Here is a 23,798-nt window from a genome sequence, read left to right as displayed (position 1 = left end):
CGCGGGCGCATTATCGACAAGATCGGCGGCCGTGTCTCTCCGGCGGCGCGATCACCGCGCCCCGGCCGCCTCGGCGGCGTAGGCCTCGAGGCCGTGGCCGCGGAGCATCGCCTCGACGAGCGCGATCGGCTCGGCGCAGGCAGGGTCGTCGTCGCCCGCCCCGGCGACGACGACCGGCAGCGCCCGGGCCACGACGAGCCGCGCCGCGCGATCGCGCAGCGCGAGCGAGAGCGGCAGCGCGCCGATCAGGCGATGGCCGTGCAGCGCCGCGCGCAGGTAGAAGCGCTCCCGATCCGGGGCGGGCGCGGGCGCCGCGAGCAGCGCGGCGAGCAGGTCGGGCTCGGCCAGCGCGAGGGTCGTCGCCGCGATCCACTGCGCGGCGCGCCGGGCGAGATCCCGCTCGCCCCTCCAGCCGGCGTCCTCGCGCGCCCGCCGCGCCGCGCGCCCGTGCAGCGCGGCGAGCCACGGGCCGAGCGCCGCGGGCTCCAGCGGATCGGGCCGCTCGAAGCGCGCGATGGCGCCGCCCGTGAGCCCCTCGGCCTCGACGGCGTCGGCGAGCGCGAAGAGGCCCGCGGCCACGTCGGGCGGCGGCGCCGCCGCGGCGAGCCGCCGCGACCACGCGACGAGCTCCGCCCGCGACGCGGTCGCGCCGGGCGAGATCGGCGCGCGATCCGGCAGCGCTGCCACGTCGATGCGCTCGTCCAGGTCGCCCCGCACCCGCAGCCGCGGATCGAGCAGCGGGGCGCCGCCGGGGCGGCCCGCGCTGGCCAGCACGCAGGCGCACTCCGCGGCGACCGAGACCCGCACCGACTCGCCGTCGTCCACGAAGCTGGTCGGGAAGGTCCGGCACCCGAGCGGCTTCGCCTCGGGCCCGCCGATCGCGTGGAGCGAGCAGCGCCCCTCGCCCTCGAGGTAGGCGCACCGGCCGTCCCGCATCGCCACCACCGAGGCCGCGCACGGCCACGTCCCGCGCTCGGGCGTGAAGGCGCGCTCGTGCCGGGCGCCGCCGCTCAGCACGTCGGGCCGCAGCGCCCGCGCCCGCGCCGCCTCCTCGGGGTCGAAGAGGATCGAGGCGTAGATCCGGCAGCAGCTCCCGCGGCCGTCGCAGTGCAGGCCGAAATCGGGCAGCACCTCCAGCGGGCGCTCGCGGCCGCCGCGCTCCTCGGGCGCGCGCGCGGGCCTCGCCCCCGCCGCCGGCTCCGAGCGCGCCGCGTCCTCGCCGGCGGACTCGGCCTCGGCCTCGAGCAGGCCCGCGGCGTGGAGCTGCGCGAGGAACGCGTGCGCCGCGGGCGCGCGCGCGTGCGCGCCCTCGCGGGCGGCCGCGATCACGATGCCCTCGACGTCGCGCGTCCCGTCGGCCGCGGAGAGCAGGACCCACTCCCGCGCGCCGAGCTGGAGCAGCTGCCCGGAGCGGACGTCGTGCAGGATGATCCGCTCCTCCTCGCCGACGAGGTGGCGCCGCACGAGCACGTGGGCGGCGAGGCGAGGGCGCGCCGGCAGCGTGTTCGGGCTCACCCGGGCACGCTAACCGACGCCGGCGGCCGCGCGCCACCGAAACGAGGCGAGCGGGCCCCGCACCGCCCTCCCCGCCCGTGACCGCGCGGGCCCCTCAGCGCACGCACTTCACCCATGCGGCCGTGAAGTGGTTCCACTTGCCGCTCTCGCCGGCGTTGAACCCGGTGAAGCCGTCGTCGAAGTTGAGCGCCCACGCCGCCGGAGCGTTCCTCGCGGCCGTGTGCGAGGCCCAGTACCAGTCGTTGCTGCGGGCGCCGTACTGCGTGTCCGGGAACATCGTTCTGTTGATCGACGGCGCCACCTGGGCTTCGTCGACCAGGGTCGCGAGCTCCCGGATGCTCGGCAGGCGCCAGGCGCGATCGTTGAGATCGTTGAGATCGAGCGTCGCGCAGTAGCTCTCCGCCTCGGCCCAGGTCATCGTGGTCGGCGAGTAGCCCTGCTGCCAGACGAGGCCCGTGTAGTTGTCCATCACCTCGCCGGGCGACACGACGGTGTACTGGTCGGACGGAGCCACGGCCGGGCTGCTCGGCGCCTCCCCTTCCCCGTTGCCTCGCACGCAGCGCAGGCTCGCCGCGGTGGCCTTGGAGGTTGCGTTGCTGACGATCCCGTCGCTCAGGTTGAAGGCCCACGCATAGTCGCGCCCTGCGCCGGCGCCGGCCTGCCGGATCGTGAGGATCCAGTCGGACGCCGTCTTGTGGAATCCCCCCCGCGCCCCCGGGAATGCGGTCTTGTCGATGGCCGGGCTCTGGGTGAAGTCCACGATCGACATCATCTCGATGCGGGTCGGCAGGCGCCAGTCCGAGGCCCCGCCGACCGTCAGCTCGTCGCAATAGCGGATCGCCTGTTCCCACGTGAACGCCTCGGAGGGAGGGCTCTCTTGCCACTCGAGGCACGTCACGTTGTCGCGCACCACGCCGCCCCCGAGAGCGGAGTAGCTCGCGGGGTTGGGCAGGCCGCTGCCCGCCGGATTGGGCATCGGCCAGCACGCCCACTTGTGCGATCCGCAGGCCGCGGCCTTGCCGCAGGTGTCGGGCGCTCCGCCGCCCGCCCCCGTCGCTCCCCCGTCGCCCGGCGCGCCGCCGCCCGCGGTGGTCCCCTCGCCTCCAGCGCCGCTGCTCGCAGCGGGCCCCGCTTCGCCGGCCCCGCCGCCCGTCTCGGCGGTGCCCCCGGTCGTGAGGGCGCCGCCCGTCCCCGACGCGGCGCTCTCGGTGAGCGCGTCGCCGCGATCGCCGGCATCCCCGCTCCCGCCGGCGTCCCCGCCGCTGGAGCACGCCGCCGCCGCGAGCGCCAGACCGAGCGCCGTTCCCCGTCCGGCGCGCGCGGCCGTGCTGGACATCGCCAGGGTCGCGTGAAGGACCCACCGCTCGCTTCGATTCATAAGCACCTCTGTCAAGTCAAGCCGGCGCCGCGTCGGCGGAGCTCATTCCTGGGTCATGAGAGAGAGAAGAAACCACAGAGGCACAGAGGGCACAGAGGGAAGAGATAAGAAAAAAAAGCTGATTCTCTCTCTTCTCTTCCCTCTGTGCCCTGTGGTTTAAATTATCCCCCATCACGGGATCAGGAACGGGCCTCGTGAGCGCGGCGCCGGTACGCAAGAGATAAACAAGCTCGAACCGCACCAACCTATCATACGCCGCGCCACCAAGGTACATCTGCGGTGCGCGGGGTCGCAGGACCGGCGCGCCTTCCGCAGGCCGGCCCACCGACCCTGCGCGCGACAGGACGGGCGCGCGCTCTCGTGCGCTGGCAAATCTTCAACCAGCCGGCAAAGCGCGGGTGGCTCAAGCTTCTGGTGACTGAATCCGAGGTGCTCGAGCGACCTGGTCAAGAACGAAAGGAATCCATCGCACCTCGATCGCGGCCGGCAGGCGACTCGTGAGGACCGGCCGGCCTCTGCCCCGAAGCCGTTCTCCTGCGCCGCTGCGGGCAGCGCGCTCCAGGCGAGCTCGTTCGTGGGTCTTCGCCGTCGGGATCGCCGCGATCGCCAGGGCCCACTTTCGCTCGCCCCATCCAGGCGCAATGGAGCGCGCATGCCGCTCTCGAGCAAGAAGACGTCCATCGGCAGCTCCAGCAACAGCAGGCCGAAGAACAAGAACAAGCGACATCACTGGAAGCGCTACCGAGGCCAGGGCAAGGCACATCACGGCTAGTCCCGGCCGCCAGAAGTCCGGCCAGGGATGGCCGGACTGTCTGCACCGCTTCGCGGCGGCTCCGCGCGGGCGAAATTTGCCTTGTTTCCTCGGGGCTCCGCGGCGCCCCGCACCCCGGCGTCCGCTTGGCGGCCGTTCACCGCGGCACGTCAGCGCACCCGCAGCTGCGCCGCCGATTCACCGAGCTTTTCGCCCTGCGCATCCACGATATGCAGCTTGTACGTTCCGGCGCTGGCCGGCACGGCGATGGACGTAGCGTCCCCCGCCGCCTTCGTCATCGTCGCGCCCTCCGTGAACGTGCCGGTGCCGGCCGGCGCGAGCCACACGGTGTTGGCCGCCGCGCCGGCGCTCCTGATCTTGATTGTCTTGGTGCCAGACGCCACCGAGGCGCTCGCCGGGAACACGTAGTCTTGAACCGCGAGCAGGCCGCTGGGGATGATGCCCCGGTGCTCTTCCTGGACGCCGGAGCTGAGGCAAATTTCGTACTGCGCTGCCGGCCACATGTTGTCCGGCACCGCGACCGGCGGGTCGATCCTGCTATCGGGCGGGTTGACGCCCATCTTGTTCACCGTGGCGTACGTCCTCAGGATGGTCAGGTGGTGCTTGGCCCCGAAATCCTCGCAGTTGATCGTGTATTTCACGCCGGGATCGATGTCGAGCACGTTGTCGTTCTGCGTGATGTACGCGCTGCCCTCGTCGTTGTGCAGGCCGTACGTGGGGCCGCTCGTCGCGGGCGGAATGCCCTTGACGTAGTTTTCGTTGATGGTCGTGCCCGGCATCTGACCTAGCGTGTAGACCGCGCCGCTGTCGTGCAGCCTGCTCAATGTATCGATGAATCGATTGTTGTTGATCGCGTTGTCTTTACAGGTGGTCGAGTCGGGGAAGTTCCGCCATCCCCAACCCAGGTTGATGCCGTTGTAGGCCGTCTTTTGGATCTGGTTATAGGTGATCTTCAGGCCATCGACGAAGAACGCGGTGATGCCCGAATGGCCACCGAAGCCAGGCAGTGAGCTCACATCGTACAGGAGGTTGTTGCTGATGGTGTCGTTTTTACAGATGCCCTCGACCCCCGGGCCGAACTTTTGGTGCGGGCCGGTGTCGCCCACGTACAGGTGCTGCGGGTGGCCGACCGTGATGCCGCTGCCGGCGATGTCGGTGATGTAGTTGCCGACGATGGTGGAATTTACGACGTCGTTGATGAAGGAAATCCCTTCATTGCCGCTGTGCTTCACCACGTTCCCGACGAAGTCGATCGAGTCGGCGTTGTTGACCGTGATCATCCCGGGCAGCGTGTCGGTGATCTCGTACTTGCTGTTGTGCCAGTTGCCGTCGCCGTAAGCGACGTAGATGGTGGCGCCCTGTACCGTCGCTTTGCCGCGCGACTCGCCCACGCTGTACAGGTTGTAGTCGGTGTTGGCGAAGGTGATGCCCTGGAAGGTGAGGTCCTTGACGCGGCGAGCGGTGGAGTCGCCGGCGATGTCGATCAGCTTCTCTGCGATCGGCGCCTGCACGTCGGCTCGAGCCATGTCTTCGCCCTGCCGCGGGTAGTAGTAGAGGGTGCCGGTCGTCTTGTCGAAATAGAACTGACCGGGCGAGCTCAAGAACTCGCGCGCGTTGTAGATCGTGTGAGTACCAGACACGCTAAAGCCCGAATTCCAACCCGGGGTTTGCGCGATGGCGCCGTAGGGCTGCTGAAAGAGCAGCGCGCGGAAGTTGTCTTGCGTCGTGGTGACATCGCGAACGCAAACGATATTCTCGTTCCAGGTGGTGCCGTTCACGATCTCGAGATCGTCCATATTGCTGGCGATGGCTGGTACCGCGGCGAGGTCGTACTTGGCGCCATCGCTGCCGCTGCCGCTCGCCCAAGCCCAGCCCTGCTGCCCGGCCGTCACTCTGTACGTCCCGACCCCTCCGCGCGACGTGACCCGCTTGCTCGTCATCAGGGCACGAGCATCGTTCACGTACAGGTTGCGCAGCTTCGTCGTTCGGTTCAGCTTGGCCTTGTAGATATTGCCTGTGTCCGGCGTCCATCCGGTCACCTGCGTCGCGCCGTTCAAAACGGGCTTTTCCCCGGGGTAAGCCTGGTAGTAGATGCGGTGGCCGTTCGTGCCCGAGTCCGGCGGCGTGAAGACGATGGCGTCGGTGAGGCTGTACGTGCCAGCTCGGAGGTAAACGTAGATGTCGCCGGTCATGTCGGCGTTGACGGTGCGGACGACGTCGCGCGCCCTGGTGACCGTCTTGAACGGCGCGCTGGCCGTGCCTGGATTGTCGTCGCTGCCGGAAGGCGACACGTAGTACGCCGCTTGCCGCGTCCCGGTCTCGTCTGGAACCTCGCCGCCGCCGCCCGCTCCGCCGCCCGCTCCGCCACCGGCCATCGCGCCGGCGCTGCCGCCGCCCCCGGCCTCTGCCGCTCCTCCGGCTCCTGCAGTGGCGTCGGCTCCGCCGGTCGCGCCGCCGCCAGCCGAGCCGTCACCGCCAGCCAGGTTGGGGCTCGTTCCGTCCGATGAACAAGCAGCCAAGCCAGCGAACGCCGTGAGCGATGCGGCGACCAGAAGCTTGACATGACGAACGGTGGAATCGAGACTCTCACGCATGATTATTGCCTCGAACGTAAGGTGATCCAGCCGCCGACGCGAAGCACCGCGCTGCCTCCAGATCACGTCAATTCAGCAAGGGATCGACCCGCGGCGATGCTGCCGCGAGCGTTGCTAGGGCCTCGCGAAGGAGCGGTGCGTCGCGAAGCGGGCGTCGCGAAGCGGAGACGCCAACCGAGCATGTGCGCCGGGACGCCGCGCGGCGATAGGCGCTGCATCCCTGCCGAGGGCCAAGCCGCGCCGCGTTGGACCAGCTCCCACCGGCCGTGGCGTGAAGGCGGCCCCTTCGATGCATGAATGAGTTGTTGCTGCAGCGTCCCTTTTCCAGGAGAGAGGCGGATGGCGTAAGGAATTTCCGACACTTGAGGTCAGCGCGGCGATTCGCCCTTGAAATCCTCGAATCGTCTTCCATCCAGGCGGCAGGCGCGTCTTGCTATGGCATCCCATCGGAGCCCAACCGCTGCTTCCTCCCCTGCACGCGCTTCACCTGAAGCCAGGAGCCCGACCGACGCCGTGAACGTGCATGAGGAGAGAGGCCCGGTACGCATGGCGCACCTATCCAGGGCACGGCGAGAGAATACCCAGGGCAAATGTTAACGTTAACATGGCTGGCGTCAAACGAAATCGACCGGCGCGAATGTCCTCGATCCCAAGGGGTGCGCAGCGGCGGCGGGCCGAGGCGGCCGCGTGAAAGAAACGTCTGGCGCAGCTGCTGGCGTGCTTGGAGATAGCTGCCTGACACGGGGCGACTGTGCCCAGGTCGAGACTATTCGCTCCAGCGCGCGCGGCCGGCCGCGCGCCCCACGAGCGCCGCGGCCGCCACCGCGGCCCGCGCCCGCAGCGTCGCCCGGGGCAGGCGCGGCTCGGCCGGCGGCGCCACGAACGCCTCCAGCCACGCCTCGGCCGGCGGCCGCGCCAGCACCCCGCCGAGGTCGAACAGCGCGAGATCCTGCACGCCGGCCGTCACCGCGACGGCCACGTCCTCGCGCAGCTCGGCGACCGAGCGGTACACCGGCTCGTCGCCGAGCGCGCCCCTCCCCACCGCGCCCACCGAGGCGCCCGCCCTCGGACCGAACCGCCGCGCGGCGGCGCCGCACCCCCAGGCGAGCAGCGCGACCGCGTCGTCCCGCCCGAGCGCGCCGCGCGAGTACCCCTCGAACAGCGACGTGTACAGCATCGCGCCGACCCGCCCCCACGGCGGCGCCGACACGGGCGTCCCGAGGATCCGCTCCCAGCCGCCCGCCGGCCCGTCCGCCAGGACGAGCGGCACGATCGCGGCCGAGGTCGCCACCCCGCGGCCGTGGATCGCGCCCGCCATCTCCACATACGCGCGCTGCGCGTCCCGCCACCGCGCCTCCCGGCCGGCCGCGTCCGCCCGCGCTCCCCGGACCCCGCCGCCGAGCAGCGCGATCGCCCCGCGCCCGCCGTCGAGCGCCCGGCGCACGTCCTGGATCGGCGGCTCGAGATCGACCGCGACCTCCGCCGCGGCGAGGCCGCGCGCGTCGAGCGCGTCGAGCAGCCGCGCGACGAACGCGCCGAACGCCGCCGCGTTGCCGGCGCTCGCCCAGCGCCCGTCCTCGTCCGCGATCATCGGCCACACCGCGACCCCGACCCCCGCGTCCGCGCACGCCGCCGCGAGATCCGGCAGGCCCGCCGCCGTCTGGGGCCGCACCGCGATCGCGAGCTCCAGCCCGTACCGCCGGAGGAGCGCGAGCGTTCCGGGCGCACGCACGACCTCGAGCGGCAGGAGCTCGCTCCAGATCCGGCGGCGCGGCGTCACGCCCGCCGCCCGCGCCGCAGCGTCCGCGCGCTGGCCAGCGCGCCCCCCGCGCCCCGGCCCCGCCGTTTCCTTCCGAACCCCGGGCAGCGCCCGCTACACTCGCGCGCCATGAAGATCCTCTACGGCGTCGTCGGCGAAGGGATGGGGCACGCCATGCGCTCGCGCGTCGTGATCGAGCGCCTGCTCGAGCTGGGGCACGAGCTCGAGATCATGGCGTCGGGGCGCGCGACCGATTTTCTGTCGAAGCGCTTCGCGGGGGTGAACCGCATCCACGGGCTCCACATGATCTACGAGGAGAACCGGGTGCGCCGCGGCAAGACGCTCTGGTCCAACGTGCTCTCCGGCGCGACCGGCATCCCGAAGAACATCGCCGCGTACTTCGAGCTCATCAAGGACTTTCGCCCCGAGCTCACCATCAGCGACTTCGAGTCGTGGACGTACCTCTACGCCAAGCTCCACCGGCTGCCGATCCTCTCGATCGACAACATGCAGATCATCAACCGGTGCACCCACGACGCGGAGATCGTCGCCGGCCACGAGGCGGGCTTCCAGCTCACGCGCGCGTTCGTGAAGAGCAAGCTGCCGTTCTGCCAGCACTACGTCATCGCCACGTTCTTCCGCCCCCCGGTCCGCAAGCAGGAGACGACGCTGGTGCCGCCGATCCTCCGCCCCGAGATCATCGCGGCCAACCGCCGTCCCGGGGAGCACCTGCTCGTCTACCAGACCGCCGAGGGGAACGAGGCGCTCGCCGAGACGCTCGCCAGGACCGGGCTCGAGTGCCGCATCTACGGGATGCGCCGGAGCATCACCGAGGAGCAGGTCGAGGGGAACCTGCGCTACCGCCCGTTCAGCGAGGAGGGCTTCATCGACGACCTCGCCTCGTGCCGCGCCGTCATCGCCGGCGGGGGGTTCACGCTGATGGGCGAGGCGGTCTACCTGCGCAAGCCGATGCTCGCCGTCCCCCTCGGGCGCCAGTTCGAGCAGGTGCTCAACGCCCGCTACCTCGAGCGCGAGGGGTTCGGCCGCGGCGCCGACTCGCTCGACGACCCGGCGGTCGTCGCGGATTTCGTGAAGGCCATCCCCGGCTGCGAAGAGAAGCTCGCCGGCTACTCCCAGGACGGCAACCGCCGGCTGTTCCAGGTGATGGACGAGCTGCTCGATCGCGCGCACGCCGGCGTGCTCTGAGCGCCGCGCAGCACGGCGCGCGGCGGCGCCGGCATGCTCCGGGCGCCGTCGGCGCGGCGCCCGGCGGCGAGGCGGCGCGCCCGCATCCGAGCGCGCCGCGCCCTGCCGAGGCCTCTTCTACTTCGGCCTGCAGCCCTTGATGTCCGAGCCGGAGATGCCGTTGCACTCCTGGTCGGCCGGGCAATCCGCCTGCTCGACGCACACCTTCAGGCACTCGAGCGCCGCCGTGTCGTCCGGCTTGCCGCAGACCGACCCGTCCTCGCACTCGCCGTCCGCGCCCTCGTCCTCGCACGCCTCGCCGAGCGCCGCCTCGCCGCCACAGCCCCAGACGAGCAGCGCGCCCACAACGAGCCCCATCCCGATCCACGTGGTTCGCATACCATGACCTCGCAATTTTACGGCACAACTGCAAGCGGTGGAGGAGCGCGCGCCCGCCGCCCCGCCCTGGCGTTTCAGGCCGCGGCGTGGCGTCGTCCTCCTCGGCCCCTCCGACCGCCTCCGGATGCTACCGCGCGTTGCGGCTCTTCGCGCTCGGGCGCTGGCTCCACGACGCCGAGGCGGTGTCCTCGATCCGGATGAGGACGGCGGTGATGTTGTCGCGGCCACCGTTCTCGTTGGCGCAGTCGATGAGCTTGCAGCACGCCTCGGCGAGCACGGCGTTGTCCTCGATGATGCGCGCGATCTCGCGGTCGTCGACGAGCCCGTGGAGGCCGTCGGAGCAGAGGAGGAAGACGTCGCCGGCCTCGACGCGCTCGGCGCGCAGGTCGACGTCGACGCTCGGGCCGATCCCGAGCGCGCGCGTGATCACGTTGCGGGGCAGGTACGCGAGATCGCTCTCGGTGAGGTCGGGCCGCTCGAGGAGCGCGTCCGCGATCAGCGAGTGGTCGCGGGTCAGCTGCGCCATATCGCCGTTGCGGAGCAGGTAGCAGCGGCTGTCGCCGGCGTGCGCGACGTAGAACTTCCGCTCCCGCGGCGAGAACGCCGCGGCGACGACCGTGGTCCCCATCCCGCGGTAGAACCGCGAGTCGTCGGCGTGCGCGAAGATGCGCGCGTTCGCGTAGGTCACGGCGGCGCGGAGCCGATCGCCGGTCGACGCCTTGCGTCGCTTGCCGTTCGCCTCGCGGAAGTAGCCGGCGATGGCGCTCGCGGCGATGCGGCTCGCGACCTCGCCGGCCTCGTGCCCGCCCATGCCATCCGCGACGACGTAGACGTTGAACTCGGGGAGGAGGATGTATCGGTCCTCGTTGTGGATCCGCTCCCTGCCGACGTCCGATAGACCTGCCGCGATGGCGCGCATTCGCCCCGAGTCTAGACGACGCTTGGCCTCCCAGGGAACTGGGTTAATCTCCCCCGCCATGCCCGACCTGGTGATCGACAACCCGTATACCCTCGAAGAAGCCGTCCGCCGGCCCCTCGCCGACCCGACCGAGGTCGACCGCCTCCTCGACGCCGCGGCCGCCGCCGCGCGGAGCTTCTCGCGCACATCCCTCGCCGAGCGCGCCGCCCTGTGCCTGCGCGCGGTCGAGCGCCTCGAGGCCAGCGCGCCGTCGATCGCCGCCGACATCACCCGCATGATGGGCAAGCCCCTGCGCCAATCCCGCAACGAAATCGCGGGGATGGCCAAGCGAGCTCGGCACATGATCTCGATCGCCGAGGCCGCGCTCGCCGACGTGGTCCTCCCGGAGCTCCCGGGGGTGGAGCGGCGGATCGTGCGGGCGCCGCTCGGTGTGGTGTTCAACCTCCCGGCCTGGAATTACCCGCTCCTCACGGCCGTGAACGTGGTCATCCCCGCGGTGCTCTCGGGCAATGTCGTGCTGCTCAAGCACTCGCCGCGCTCGCCGCTCTGCGGGGAGCACTTCGCGGCCGCCTTCGCCGAGGCCGGCGCGCCCCCCGGCCTGGTCCAGGCCTTCCACTGCGACCACCCGACCTCCGAGCGCATCGCGTCGGATCCGCGCGTCAATTTCGTGGCGTTCACAGGTTCCGTCGAAGGCGGACGGCGGATCTACGCGGCCACGTCGAAGAAGGTGGCCGTCGACGCCGGGCTGGAGCTCGGTGGGAAGGACGGCGCCTATGTCGCAGCCGACGCCGACCTCGAGAAGGCGGTGGACGGGATCGTCGACGGCGCCTGCTACAACGCCGGACAGAGCTGCTGCGCGGTCGAGCGCGCGTACGTCCACCGCGATCTCTATCCGAAGTTCGTGGAGGCGGCGCTGGAGCTGATGAAGGGGTACGTCCTCGGCGATCCGACGGACGAGCGCACGAACCTGGGTCCGATGGCGCAGCCGCACGCGCCGGCGTTCCTGGAGGCGCAGGTGAAGCAGGCGCTGTCGCGGGGCGCGCGGGCGCTCTGCGGCGGCCGGGCGACGCAGGTCGACGGCCGCGGGCGGTTCTTCCAGCCGACGCTGCTGGTCGACACGGCGCCGGATCTCGACGTGATGCGCATCGAGTCGTTCGGGCCGGTGCTGCCGGTGGTGCCGGTCTCGTCGGACGAGGAGGCGCTGGCGCTGATGAACGACAGCGATCTCGGGCTCACCGCGTCGGTCTGGACGCGGGACCGCGAGCGCGCGGCGCGGCTCGCGCGCGATCTCGAGGTCGGCACGGTCTACATGAACCAGTGCGACACGCTGGATCCGGCGCTCCCGTGGACGGCGGCGAAGAACAGCGGCAAGGGAGCGACGCTCTCGACGCTCGGGTTCCTGCACCTGACGCGGCCGAAGGCGATCAACTTCAAGCTCGGCTGAGCGCCGAGCGGGCAACTTCAAGCTCGGCTGAGGGCCGGCGCCGCCCGGCTCGACACACGCGCAAGGGAGGCCGTGCCGTTCAGGCCTCCCCCGCGCCACGGCTCATGGGGAGTAGTGAAAGCATGGAAACACAGCAGCTCTATCGCGGGCGTCTCATCGATCACATCCAGCTCGTCGTGGCGGACATCGCGGCGAGCAAGAGGTTCTACCAGGCGGTCTTCGACGCGGTCGGCGTCCCCATCGGCGGCGAGGCCGACGATTACTTCTGGGCCGACGAGCTCTTCGTCTCGAGCGCGAGCTCACAGGCCGCCGCGGGCGAGCTCACCGGCCGGACGCACCTCGCGTTCCAGGCGAACGACCGCGCGACGGTCGAGCGCTTCCACGCCGCCGCGATCGCCGCGGGCGGCAAGGACAACGGCGCCCCTGGCGAGCGCCCGTACCATCCCGGCTATTACGCGGCCTTCGTGCTGGATCCCGACGGGAACAACATCGAGGTCGTCCATCACGGGCCGGCGAACAGGTCGGCGGACGCCATCAAGATCACGTTCTGAGCAGCGCGAGCCCCCGGCGCCCCTCGGGTCGACGCCGGCGGCGCTGCGATGCGGTGCGCTGCGATGCGCTGCGCTGCGACGTCGTGGCGCATCGGCGGCCTCACGAAGCGAGGCGACGCGGAGCGCGCTTGACATCAAATCATATCCGTCGTCTCATCCATCCTCCCCATTGGACCATTCTTAACCACTGGAGCAGCATTGAACACCTGGAAGATTGCGGCGGTGGCCGGCGCGCTCGCGATTGCCTCGGCCCCGAGCGTCGCGCGCGCGGATTGGTACATCGAGGCCGAGACCATCCAGTATGACTTGTATCCGTACGCGGTCGGATACGGCTGGGGCGCCAACGCCGACGCGTTCCTGCAGCTCAACTGGAACGGCGGACCTTACAAGTACTTCTACGTCGCGAGCGCGGGCTCGTACGTCCTCCACGCGCGCCTGGCCGGATCGATCTGCAACGGCTATCCGGCCGCGCTCTTCTTCATCGACGCCGTGGCCCGCGGCCGGCGCCCGATCGGCGCCGGCTGGACGCACCAGACGTCCGATGCGGTGTGGCTCGAGGCGGGCTGGCACTCCTTCGCGGTCGCGCTCGAGAACGACTACGCCGCGGGGGGGTGCAACCGGGACATCTGGTTCGACGCGGCGTGGATGTACGGCAACACGTCGATATGATGCGTCGCGACGAGCGCGCGGCTGCGAAGCGGTGTGTTCTCCCGCTTCGTCCCCGGCGAGCGCGTTGCGGCGCGTCGCGCTGATGGTCACGTCGCCGGCTCCTCCACCTCGATTCGCTTCCTCGCGACCGGCCTCGCCGCGACGTCGTTGAGGACCACGCCGAGGATGCGGCGCTCGCCGAGCTGCTCGACGGCCCGCGCGAGCGAGGACGCCCGCGTCACGGAGGCGCGGGCGACCACGAGGACGCCGTCGCAGGCGTCCTCGATGACGTTGGCGTCGCCCGAGCCGAGGACCGGCGGGCCGTCGAGCACCACGTAATCGTAGTAGCGCCGGAGCGCGCGCATGGCGGCCTCGAAGTGGATCGAGTGGAGCGCCGCGGGGTAGCTCGCCTCGAGCGACGGCTCCGCGAGCACCGAGAGCGAGGGGCTGAGGGCGATCACGCCGAGCGGGCGGGCCTCGCCGACCATGCGCCGGCGGAGCTGCTCCGAGAAGCTCGCGTGCGCGGGCAGCCGGAGGCCGAGGGTCGCCGCGACGCGGGGGCGCGCGAGGTGGCCCTCGACGAGGAGGACCCGCGCGCGCTCGGCCTCGGCGAGCGTCATCGCGAGGCGCGCCGCGACCGCGGTCTTGCCCTCGGCCCGGCCGGGGCTCACCACGGCGACCGTGAGCGGCTCGCCCCCTCGCCGCTGATCGAGCCGGTGCCGGAGCACCCGGAGGGCGGCGAGCGCCGACGCGGGCGCGCCCCGGAGCAGCTCGAACACCCCGCACCCGTCCGGATCGACGTCGGCGCCGAGGATCTCCACCTCGGGCTCGCGGAACCCGGCGCCGCCGGCGTACGCGAGGTGGCGCGGGCCCACCCAGGCGAGCGGCCCGCCGGGCGCGCCAGAGGCCGGCTCGGCCACGCTCCAGGCCTCCTCGGCCGCGCTGGAGGCCGGCTCCGGCGCGCTCCAGGGCGAGCGCGGGCCGGCGTCGCCCTCGAGCTCCAGGCCGTCCGGGAGCGCGTCCTCCTCGCCCTCGGCGAACCCGGGTTGGCCCGGCTCGAACCCGGGTTGACCCGGCTCGGCGAACCCGGGTTGACCTGGCGCTGGCCCCGCCGGTTCGATGGGCCGCTCGCCGCCGTCCTCGTGCGCGGCGGCGGGCGCCGGGCCGTACGCCGGCACGATCGCGCGCTCGCGGAGCGGCGGCTGCGGCGGGAGCTCCGGCATCGCGGCCAGCAGGGCGGGGCCGCCGAGCGCGTGGATGTCGCCGCCGTCGTACAGCATGTCGTTGAGCAGCACCCGGGCCCCGGCGACGCCCAGCGCAAAGAAGAACGTCACCGCGGCCCCCGCGAAGAACACGCGGCCCCGACCGCGATCCGGCCGGCTCGGCAGGTACGCCGGATCGAGGACGTCGAGCTCGGTCTCGCTCTTGTTCTCCGCGGCGTCCGCGGAGAGGTCCGCGGCGCGCTCGTTGGCCTGAACGGCCTTCAGGTACTCGCGCGCCCGCTCGAGATCGAGGCGGAGCCGGTGCCACTCGGTCTCGAGCTCGATCACCCGCTCCTCCGCGTCCCCGTCGGACCCCGCCGGCGCGCGCCGCGCCTCGCCCCCCGCAGCCTCCAGCGCGCGCCGCGCCTCGCCCCCCGCCGCCGCCCTGCCGCCGCCGGCGCGCGCGCGCAGGCCCGCGATCTGCCGGAGCAGCGCGCTCCGCTCCGCCGAGAGCGCCGCGCGCCGCGCCGGCGTGAGCTCGCCCGCCTCGCCGCGCGGGACCTCGGTGAGGCCCGCGCGCACGAGCCCGAGCGCGCTCTCGGCGGCCGCGAGCTGGCTCCTGGCCGCCTCGACGCGGCGCTTCGCGGCGATGGCGTCCGGGTGGATCGGGGTCACGGTCGACAGCTTCTCGGCGAGCGCCGTCTCCGCCGACACGAGCGCCGCGGCGGCCGCGTCGCGGGCCCGCTGCGCGTCGATCACGCTCGGGGGCAACGGCTGCCCCGGAGCCGCCGCGGGCGAGCGCGCGGCCCCGAGCAGCGCCTCCACCCGGGCGAGCTGCCGCTCGAGCGCGGCGAGCTGCGGGTCCATGGGCCGGGCCGGCGGCGAGGCGCGGGCGGCCGCGGGCGCGGGGGCGCCGGGCGAACCGAGCGGCTGGGGCGCCGGCGCGTACGGCGAGTCGTTGAGACCCCACTGGAACTGCGGGTTCTTGGCGAGGAACGTCGCCAGCGCGCGGCTCGCCTCGTCGACCTTCGAGCTCGCCTCGGCGAGCTCGCGCCGCAAAAAATCGCGGGTCATCGTCGCGGCGCCGAGGCTGTCGCGGCGGTAGTCGTCGATCAGGATCTGCGTGAGGCGGGCGGCGACCTGCTGCGCGACGCGCGGGTCGTCGTGGGTGAACGAGATGACGTACGTATCGCTGCTCTGCGCGCGGAAGCCGACGTGGCTCTTCATCTCCTCGACCGCCTCGACCATCGAGCGGGCGGTCTTCTCCGGGTACAGCCCGAACGCCTCGATGACGCCGGCGAGCGTCCCGCGCGCGATCAGCGCGTCCTTGAGCTTGGGCCCGAGGCGCGCCGCCCGCGCGGTGCTGCTCTGGGGGTCGCGGCCGGTCTGGATGGTCTCGCGGTAGAGGATGGTAGCCTCGCTCCGCCACACCCGCTTCGTGGCGAGCGCCAGGGCGAGGGAGATGGAGAGCCCGACGGCGATCATCGCGGCCATCCCGCGCCAGTACATCCGGACGCGGCCGAGGACGCTGATCGCGCGATCGAGGCGCTCGCGGGGTGTGCTCTCCGTGCTCAGGCTGGACATGATGTTCCCCGCACCGCGGGCAGCGCCCTCCGGCGCCGCGCGGCGCAACGGGCGCGCCCGGGGCGCTTTGCCCCCGCACGGCAAGGCGCGTGCTCGCGGGCGCGTCACCCAGAGGCGCACCCGCGCGACGGGTCGAGGGGCGCGCAGATGGGGTGAGGAGGACGAGCGCCGTGGACGCTCCGCGTACATCGCCGGCCTCCACGCGGAACGTGGCCAGCCGCCGGTCCCTTGACACGGGCAGGTCGAGAACTATCGTCTAGATATATCTTTTAGACTATCGGCTCCGGCGCCGCAGGGCGGCCCGGGCCGTGGGGCCGGGGGTGGTCCGCCCACGCGCGCGCGGCAGCTGAGTGCTCGCCGTCGTGGCGGTCCGCCGCCGAGCAAGAGAGGGATCGCGTCTATGTTCTGGGGATTTGAACATCATCATGGCCACCACCATCACGCAGGCCCGCGCGGGCCGAGGGGTCCGTTCGGGCGGGGCCGGGGCGGGTTCGGCGGCGGGCCGCCCGGCTGGTGGGGGGACTGGTTCGGAGGGCCGCCGCTCCGCGCCGATCGCGGCGGCGTGCGCTACCTCGTCCTCGACGCCCTCGCCGAGCGGGCCCGCCACGGTTACGAGGTCATCCAGGCGATCGAGCAGCGCAGCGGCGACACCTACCGGCCGAGCCCCGGCGTCATCTATCCGACGCTGCAGATGCTCGAGGAGCTCGGCCACGCGCGCGTCATCGAGGCCGACGGACGCAAGATTTACGAGATCACCGACGCGGGGCGCGAGGACCTCCAGGCGAACCGCGAGTACGTCGACGAGTTCTACGAGCGCTTCGCCGAGACCTCGTGGGAGCGCTTCGCCGAGGATTTCGGCGACGTCATGAAGCGCGTCGGCGCGCTCATGCGGCTGCTGCGCCACGCGATGCACCGCGGGCGCCTCACGCCCGCCGTGCTCGCTCGCACGGTGAAGGTGCTCGACAAGGCGGCGGCCGAGATCGAGGAGCTGCTCGCCGAGGATCCGGAGAAGCGCCCCGGCCGGCGCCCGTGATCCGCGCAGCGCGGCGCCGGCGCGCCGAGGGCCGCAGCCCGCTTCGCGCGCCCCCGCGGGGTGACCTCGCGGCACGGGCGCTGATCCGATGTCGTGACATCGGTCATCCACCGACCACACACGCATTCAATCCTTCACATCACACCTCCGAGCGCGCCTGAGGCCACGTCCGTTCACATCGGACACGAGGGGCACGTCGTGTAGGCCGCGCAATGTTGGCTCGCCTTCCAAACGATCTTGTGATCGAGATGCGGTTAGCATAATGTGCTTTTTGCGCTCGGCGGGCACGGGGGGCGCAGGGGGTCGACGCAGAGCAGATCTGCGGACCGCTCGTCTGGCGAGTGGCGTCTGAGGAGAGTGCGCTGGGGGCCTCGCGCGGCGGCGCGCCGCGGGGGAATGCGCGGTGTTCCATCGATGCGGCGGATCCAGCGCGAGCATCGTGCGGAGGCGGAACGTGAGCATGAAGTCCATCGAGCACGTCGTGCTCGTCATCCTCGAAAATCGCTCCTTCGACAGCGTCCTCGGCTGGCTGTACGCAGACCCGAGCGCGGGCCCGGCGCTGAACATCCCGGAGCCCGCGCCGGGAGAGCGCCGGTTCGAGGGCCTCGCGGGCCTCGACCTGGCGGCGTTCACCAATGTCGCGGAGGGGCTCAGCTGCGCGCCCGTGAAGGGCGCCTCGGCCATGAACGTGCCCTGCGTCGCGCCGAATGAGGAGTTCGCGAGCGTGAACGTCCAGCTCTTCGGAAACGACGACATCCGGCCCGGCGACGCCCCCACCATGAAGGGATTCGTCAAGGATTACATGACAGCCCTCAAGAAATCGGGCGTCGCCGGCGGCGATCCGGACGCGCTCCGGGACCTCGCCGGAGAGGTCATGGAGAGCTACACCCCCGACCAGCTCCCGGTGATCAACGGGCTCGCAGAGCACTACGCCGTCTGCGATATGTGGTTCTCGTCGGTGCCGTCTCAGACGAACCCCAACCGGGCCTTCGCCTTCTGCGGTACGTCCCTCGGGCTGACGGACAACGGCTGGCTCGAGAAGGACCCGAGGGCCAAGCTGGTCGAGGAGAAGGTCGGGTATCGCCTCGGCGACGACCAGTTCGAGACGACCACCCTCTGGAACGCCCTCCATGAGGCCGGCCACGACGACTGGTCGATCTTCTGGCAGACGAGCACGCTCCCCGAGAAGATCTCGATCGCCCTCACCGGCGGGAAGAGCCGCCTCCAGCCCATCATCGAGCACATCGTCCAGTTCGCGGAGGACCTCGACGCCGATCACCAGAAGTACCTGATCGAGCTCTCGTCCGGCGAGCTCCCGTCCTGCTACACGTACCGGCTGTTCCCCGGCCTGCGCACGATCCCGGGCGTGGAGCGCCGCTTCGCGCGCATCGAGCGGTTCCACGAGCAGGCGCGCGCCGGGACGCTCCCGCGCTTCAGCCTGGTCGAGCCGTTCTGGACCGTCTCGCAGGAGTCCACGGATCTCTCGTGGGAGCAGAGCCTCGCCACCGCGATGGGGAACGACTACCACCCGCCCGGGAACCTGAGCGCGGGGGAGACGTTCCTGCAGAGCGTCTACATGAGCCTCATCGCGAACAGGGCGGCCTGGGAGAAGACGCTGCTCATCGTGACGTTCGACGAGGGCGTGGGCACCTTCGACCACGTGCCGCCGCCCGCCGCGGTGCCCCCCTGGGGGAGCGGCGGCTCCGCGCCCACTACCCAGCACGGCTTCAACTTCGATCGTTACGGCGTCCGGGTGCCCGCGATCCTGGTGTCGCCGCGCATCCGGCGAGGCACCGTGTTCCGCTCGACCAGCGAGCAGCCCTACGATCACACCTCGCTCATCGCCACGATCCTCAAGTGGTATGGGGAAGAGCGGCGCTTGTCCGCGTTCCAGGAGCGCGCGATGGGCGCGCCCACGTTCGAGGAGGTCCTCACGCTCGAGGAGCCCCGCCGCGACGAGCGCGACGTCCGGTTCCTCCAGGTGAAGCGCGAGCCGGGGCAGCCGTTCAAGTACCTGGATCGGTTCACCCTGCGGGGTCACGCCGGCGAGCGCATCTCGACCGCCTCCCGGAAATCGACGATCCTGGGCTTGCTCTCGCTCTCGGACCCGAAGGTCGCGGAGTACTTTCCGACCCTCGGCGGCGAGGCCGTCCAGCTCTTCCTGGAGAAGAGCGCGAGGGAGGCCAGCTCGGGCAAGGTGCGCGACGGCGACGAGGTCGCCCTCGTCTCGACCGAGCTGGAGATCGGCGCCTACAACACGCTGGGGGCGTGGAGCCTCACCGGGGACTGTTACTACTTCAACGATTACGATCCGGCCGTGGACGAGGACAGGTACGAGAAGCAGACCTGGGTCCTCGAGGCCGCGGAGAAGGGCCGACCCGTCCGGTTCGGGGACGCGGTGGCCTTCAGGAACAAGCGATCCGGGGCGTACCTGGCCCCGGACGGGAACGGCGTGAAGACCCAGAGGAGCGCTTATCATTGGACCATCGAGCCGATCACCTCCCCGCCCGCGACGCCAGGCCGGTGACGACCGGCGAGCCGCGCCGGTGATGGACGCGGATCGACGCCCAGCGCGGCAGCGCGGCCGCGAATCGTCAAGGAAGCCGAAACATCCATGGAGCAGAGCATGAATCGTCTTTCGTCCGACATTGAAGAGATCGACGGTGAATACGACGTCGTCGTCGTGGGTTCGGGCTACGGCGGCGCGATCATGGCGTCGCGGCTGGCGCGCGCCGGCATGAAGGTCTGCGTGCTCGAGCGCGGGCGGGAGCGGACGCCGGGCGAGTACCCGAACACCGCGCTCGAGGCCGTCGCCGAGATGCAGATGAACCTGCCGGAGGTGGGTCACGAGGGCTCGCGCACGGGGCTGTTCGATCTGCACGTCAACAAGGACATCGGCGTTCTCGTCGGCTGCGGCCTCGGCGGCACCTCCCTCATCAACGCGAACGTCTCGATCCGCGCCGAGCCGCGCGTCTTCGACGACCCGCGCTGGCCGGCCGAGCTCCGGAGCGAGAAGATGGAGCACCTCAACACCGGATACATGCTCGCCGAGCGGATGCTCTCGCCGAACCCGTACCCCGAGAGCTACCCGCCGCTGCCCAAGCTGACGGCGCTGCAGCGCTCGGCGCAGGCGATGGGGCAGCCGTTCCGGCGCACCAACATCAACGTGACCTTCAAGGACGGCATCAACGCCGCCGGCGTCGCGCAGAAGGCCTGCAACAACTGCGGCGACTGCTGTTCCGGCTGCAATTACGGCTCGAAGAACACCGTATTGATGAACTACCTCCCCGACGCCAAGCGCCACGGCGCCCACATCTTCGTCGAGGTGAGCGTGCGCCATGTCGAGCGGCGGAACGACGGGAAATGGAACGTTCACTACCAGGTGCTCGACACCGGCCGCGAGGCGTTCGACGCGCCGACCTTGGTGGTCACCGCCAAGATCGTCGTCCTCTCCGCCGGGACGCTGGGCTCGACCGAGATCCTGCTCCGCTCGAAGGAGCTCGGATTACCCTTGTCCGACCAGCTCGGCCAGGGGTTCAGCGGCAACGGGGACATGCTCGGGTTCGGCTACAACTGCACGCCTCAGCTCGACGGTCTCGGCTTCGGGCACCGGGCGGTCTCCGCGACGTCGCCGGTCGGGCCGTGCATCACGGGCGTGATCGACATGCGCAACCAGGCCGACATCAAGGACGACATCATCATCGAGGAGGGCGCGATCCCCGGCGCGCTGGCGCCGCTCTTGCCGCTCATGTTCAAGGTGGCCTCCTGCACCGGCGGCTCGAACACGGCGCCGCAAAACGCGTTCGCCCAGGGGGTGCGCGAGGCCGAGTCGCTCCTCCTCGGCGCGTATCACGGCGCCACGATGCACACGCAGACCTACCTCGTGATGGGGCACGAGGCGAACTGCGGCACGATGAAGCTGGAGAGCGATCAGCTACGGATCGACTGGCCGCAGGTGGGCACCGAGCCGATCTTCGAGAAGATGAACGCGCGCCTCTTCGAGACGACGGCGCCGCTCGAGGGCGTCTTGGTCAAGGACCCGATCTGGTCCCCGAAGGTCGGCGACAAGCTGATCACCGTGCACCCGCTCGGCGGCTGCATGATGGCCGACTCGGCCGAGGCGGGCGTCGTGAACCACAAGGGCACGGTCTTCGCCTCGAGCGCGGGCGCCGCGGTCCACGAGGGGCTCTACGTGTGCGACGGGTCGATCGTCCCCGTCTCGCTCGGCGTCAACCCGCTGCTCACGATCTCGGCGCTGGCGGAGCGCTGCGCCATCCACCTCGCCCGCGACCGCGGGCTCCACATCGATTACTCGGACAAGGGTCCGATCCCGCCCGAGCCCCAGACGCGCAAGCCGGGGATCCGCTTCACCGAGACGATGAAGGGCTACTTCTCGAAGGCGGTCGACAGCGATTTTCAAACGGCGGCCGACCTGGGAAAGCAAGAGGATTCGAGCTTCAAGTTCATCCTCACGATCGTGTCGGAGGACGTCGACGCCATGCTCGCGAGCCCCGAGCACGAGGCGCGCACGCTCGGCACGGTGGACGCGCCCGCGCTCTCGGGGCGGCCGCTCACGGTGACGCACGGGACGTTCAACCTCTTCGTGCAAGATCCGGACGCCGCCGACACGCGGCTCATGAAATACAAGATGCGGATGCGGTCGGAGGAGGGGCGCTCGTTCTATTTCTACGGGTTCAAGGTGATCAAAGACCGCCCGTTCTGGGACGCGTGGCACGACACCACCACGCTCTACATCACCATCCACGAGGGCGAGGACGAGACGGGCCCGGCGATCGGCAAGGGCATCCTGGTGATCGAGCCCGAGGATTTCATCCGCCAGCTCGGGACGCTCGACGTCACGAACGCGAAGAACGCCGAGGAGCGCCTCGCGACGACGGTGAAGTTCGGGCGCTACTTCGCGGGCGTGGTCTACGACTATTACGGCGGCGTGGCGGCGCCCCTGGAGTTCGCCGACTCGAACCCCCCGCCCGAGAAGCGCAGGCCGCTGCGGGTGCCCGGCCCGCGCTTCTACCCGTTCAAGAGCGGCGATGGAGTCGACCTCCTCCTGACGCGGTACCAGGGCGGCTCGAAGGGCCCGGTGATGCTCGCGCACGGGCTCGGCGTCTCGAGCCGCATCTTCTCGACCGACACCATCGAGACGAACCTGCTCGAGCACCTCGTGGCGCACGGCTACGACGTCTGGCTCCTCGACTTCCGGTCGAGCGTGCTGCTCCCCGCGTCGAAGACGCAGTACACGGCCGATCAGATCGCGCTGTACGACTACCCCGCCGCGGTGGCGAAGGTGCGTGAGGCGACGGGCGCGGCGGGCGTGCAGGTCGTCGCCCACTGCTACGGCGCGACGACGTTCACGATGGCGATGCTCGCCGGGCTGAAGGGCGTCCGCTCGGCGGTGATCTCGCAGATCTCCACGCACGTGGTCACGCCCGCCATGGTGCACCTGAAGGCGGGGCTGCACGCGCCCAGCGTGCTCGACGCGCTCGGCGTCGGGTCGCTCACGACGAACGCCTCGTCGCACGAGGGGTTCTTCTCGCGCCTCTACGATCGCGCGCTCGCGCTGTATCCCGTCGGGGACGGCGAGCACTGCAACAGCGCGGTGTGTCATCGGATCTCGTTCATGTACTCGCTGCTCTACGAGCACGCGCAGCTCAATTACGCCACGCACGATCGGCTCTACGAGCTCTTCGGAGAGGCGACGATGCGCGCCTTCGAGGGCCTCGCGCTGATGACCCGCAAGGGTCATGTTGTCGACGCCGAGGGGAAGGACGTGTATCTGCCGCACCTCGATCGGATGGCGATCCCGATCCGCTTCATCCACGGCGCGGAGAACCAGTGCTTCCTGCCGGCGAGCACCGAGAAGACCGTCGAGGTGCTGTCGGCGAGGAACGGCGCGGGCCTCTATTCGCGCAACGTCATCCCCGGGTACGGCCACATCGACTGCATCTTCGGGAAGAGCGCGTCGACCGACGTGTACCCGTTCATGGTCGAGCACCTCGACCGCACCTGAGGCCCGCGTTGCGGGCCGGGGCAGCGGCCTCGCCGCGCGCCGGCGCGGCGAGGCGTGCTGCTGCGTCACAGCCGCTGTGAGTAGTACTCGATGATGAGCTGGACCTGGATGGGGAACGGGATGCTCGTCTCGTCCGGCAGGCTGGTCACGCGCGCCTGCCGGGCGTCCTTGTCGACCGAGAGCCACGAGGGGGCCAGGAGGTCCGCTCTCGCGAGCGCCTCCACGACGGTCTGGTGATCGCGGCGCCGCTCGCGCACGCTCACCGTCTCTCCGGAGCTGACGCGGTAGGAGGGGATGTCGACGCGCCTCCCGTCGATGAGCACGTGCCCGTGGGTCACCAGCTGTCGCGCGGCCGGGATGGTGCGGGCGAAGCCGGCGCGGAAGACGACGTTGTCGAGCCGCCGCTCCAGGAGCTCGATGAGCTTGGTCCCGGCGGCCAGCTTGCTCCTGCGCGCCTCGAGCATGAGCGTCCGGAGCTGCGTGTCGGTCAGACCATAGTTGAGGCGGACCTTCTGCTTCTCGCGCAGCCGCAGCGCATACTCGCTGAGCTTCTTGCGGGCCTGGCCGTGCTGCCCGGGGGGGTAGGGCCGGCGCTCGGTCTTCTTCGCCGAGAGCCCGGGGAGCTCGACCCCGAGCGCGCGCATGACCTTGACGCGAGGTCCGGTGTAGCGGCTCATGGCCAGGCCCTCCGCGAGAGGGCGCGCGCGTCGCGCGGGGGGAGCGCGGCGCCGTCGGGCGCAGGTGCGTCAACGTGTTCCTGAAGGTTCATCGGGATCCTTGTCTTGTTTCC

General features: G+C 70.9%; 15 protein-coding genes. 7 read left to right on the top strand and 8 right to left on the bottom strand.

What is annotated here, in order from left to right:
• Positions 1 to 51 precede the first annotated feature (51 nt).
• The 4 genes from WMF26_RS18500 to WMF26_RS18485 all read right to left on the bottom strand — a co-directional run bounded on the left by WMF26_RS18500 (position 52) and on the right by WMF26_RS18485 (position 8,039).
• On the bottom strand, positions 52 to 1,515 hold the full coding sequence (locus WMF26_RS18500; RefSeq protein ID WP_438001386.1) for a YkgJ family cysteine cluster protein: 1,464 nt from the start codon (positions 1,513 to 1,515) through the stop codon (positions 52 to 54).
• Positions 1,516 to 1,609: 94 nt separating this feature from the next.
• A complete protein-coding gene (locus WMF26_RS18495) occupies positions 1,610 to 2,893 on the bottom strand; it encodes a DUF1566 domain-containing protein (RefSeq protein WP_438001385.1) in 1,284 nt (427 codons plus the stop codon).
• A 921-nt stretch (positions 2,894 to 3,814) separates the two neighbouring features.
• Positions 3,815 to 6,259, bottom strand: coding sequence for a right-handed parallel beta-helix repeat-containing protein (locus WMF26_RS18490; RefSeq protein WP_438001384.1), 2,445 nt, complete (start codon positions 6,257 to 6,259; stop codon positions 3,815 to 3,817).
• A gap of 766 nt (positions 6,260 to 7,025) precedes the next feature.
• Positions 7,026 to 8,039: a hypothetical protein gene (locus WMF26_RS18485; RefSeq protein WP_438001383.1), complete on the bottom strand. Its 1,014-nt coding sequence runs from the start codon at positions 8,037 to 8,039 to the stop codon at positions 7,026 to 7,028.
• Positions 8,040 to 8,147: 108 nt separating this feature from the next.
• Here WMF26_RS18485 and WMF26_RS18480 point away from each other — a divergent pair, with 108 nt between their 5' ends.
• Positions 8,148 to 9,224 carry an MJ1255/VC2487 family glycosyltransferase gene (locus tag WMF26_RS18480; protein ID WP_061628223.1) on the top strand — a complete coding sequence of 359 codons (1,077 nt, stop codon included), beginning with the start codon at positions 8,148 to 8,150 and terminating at the stop codon, positions 9,222 to 9,224.
• Between the two features lie 117 nt (positions 9,225 to 9,341).
• Here WMF26_RS18480 and WMF26_RS18475 read toward each other — a convergent pair whose 3' ends face one another.
• Both WMF26_RS18475 and WMF26_RS18470 read right to left on the bottom strand, forming a co-directional pair.
• Positions 9,342 to 9,602 (bottom strand): hypothetical protein, encoded by a 261-nt coding sequence (locus tag WMF26_RS18475; protein WP_438001382.1) that lies wholly within the window; start codon positions 9,600 to 9,602, stop codon positions 9,342 to 9,344.
• A 127-nt stretch (positions 9,603 to 9,729) separates the two neighbouring features.
• On the bottom strand, positions 9,730 to 10,521 hold the full coding sequence (locus WMF26_RS18470) for a Stp1/IreP family PP2C-type Ser/Thr phosphatase (RefSeq protein WP_437338319.1): 792 nt from the start codon (positions 10,519 to 10,521) through the stop codon (positions 9,730 to 9,732).
• A 58-nt stretch (positions 10,522 to 10,579) separates the two neighbouring features.
• Between WMF26_RS18470 and WMF26_RS18465 the strand changes: the two genes are divergently transcribed.
• From WMF26_RS18465 to WMF26_RS18455, 3 genes are all read left to right on the top strand, one after another.
• On the top strand, positions 10,580 to 11,965 hold the full coding sequence (locus WMF26_RS18465; protein WP_061628226.1) for an aldehyde dehydrogenase family protein: 1,386 nt from the start codon (positions 10,580 to 10,582) through the stop codon (positions 11,963 to 11,965).
• Positions 11,966 to 12,087: 122 nt separating this feature from the next.
• Positions 12,088 to 12,516, top strand: a complete 429-nt coding sequence (locus WMF26_RS18460; protein ID WP_437338317.1) for a VOC family protein — start codon at positions 12,088 to 12,090, stop codon at positions 12,514 to 12,516.
• Between the two features lie 198 nt (positions 12,517 to 12,714).
• Positions 12,715 to 13,185, top strand: coding sequence for a hypothetical protein (locus WMF26_RS18455; RefSeq protein WP_438001381.1), 471 nt, complete (start codon positions 12,715 to 12,717; stop codon positions 13,183 to 13,185).
• 86 nt (positions 13,186 to 13,271) lie between these two features.
• On the opposite strand, the gene WMF26_RS18450 is transcribed toward WMF26_RS18455, so the two are convergent.
• Positions 13,272 to 15,950, bottom strand: a complete 2,679-nt coding sequence (locus tag WMF26_RS18450; RefSeq protein WP_438001380.1) for a hypothetical protein — start codon at positions 15,948 to 15,950, stop codon at positions 13,272 to 13,274.
• Positions 15,951 to 16,350: 400 nt separating this feature from the next.
• On the opposite strand from WMF26_RS18450, the gene WMF26_RS18445 reads away from it, so the two are divergent.
• From WMF26_RS18445 to WMF26_RS18435, 3 genes are all read left to right on the top strand, one after another.
• Positions 16,351 to 16,983, top strand: coding sequence for a PadR family transcriptional regulator (locus WMF26_RS18445; RefSeq protein ID WP_437947446.1), 633 nt, complete (start codon positions 16,351 to 16,353; stop codon positions 16,981 to 16,983).
• Positions 16,984 to 17,443: 460 nt separating this feature from the next.
• Entirely contained in the window at positions 17,444 to 19,510 is a 2,067-nt protein-coding gene (locus WMF26_RS18440; RefSeq protein ID WP_438002420.1) for an alkaline phosphatase family protein, read from the top strand.
• A gap of 99 nt (positions 19,511 to 19,609) precedes the next feature.
• Positions 19,610 to 23,008: an alpha/beta fold hydrolase gene (locus WMF26_RS18435; protein ID WP_438001379.1), complete on the top strand. Its 3,399-nt coding sequence runs from the start codon at positions 19,610 to 19,612 to the stop codon at positions 23,006 to 23,008.
• Positions 23,009 to 23,073: 65 nt separating this feature from the next.
• On the opposite strand, the gene rpsD is transcribed toward WMF26_RS18435, so the two are convergent.
• Complete coding sequence (rpsD, locus tag WMF26_RS18430; RefSeq protein WP_437338314.1) at positions 23,074 to 23,685, bottom strand: 30S ribosomal protein S4; 612 nt, start codon at positions 23,683 to 23,685, stop codon at positions 23,074 to 23,076.
• Between the last annotated feature and the right edge of the window lie 113 nt (positions 23,686 to 23,798).

The sequence above is a fragment of the Sorangium sp. So ce185 genome, assembly GCF_051526825.1.
GTDB classification, from domain to species: Bacteria; Myxococcota_A; Polyangia; order Polyangiales; family Polyangiaceae; genus Sorangium; species Sorangium cellulosum_D.
The sequence above is the reverse complement of the archived record's forward strand: the minus strand, read 5'-3'. Positions and strand labels throughout refer to the sequence as shown.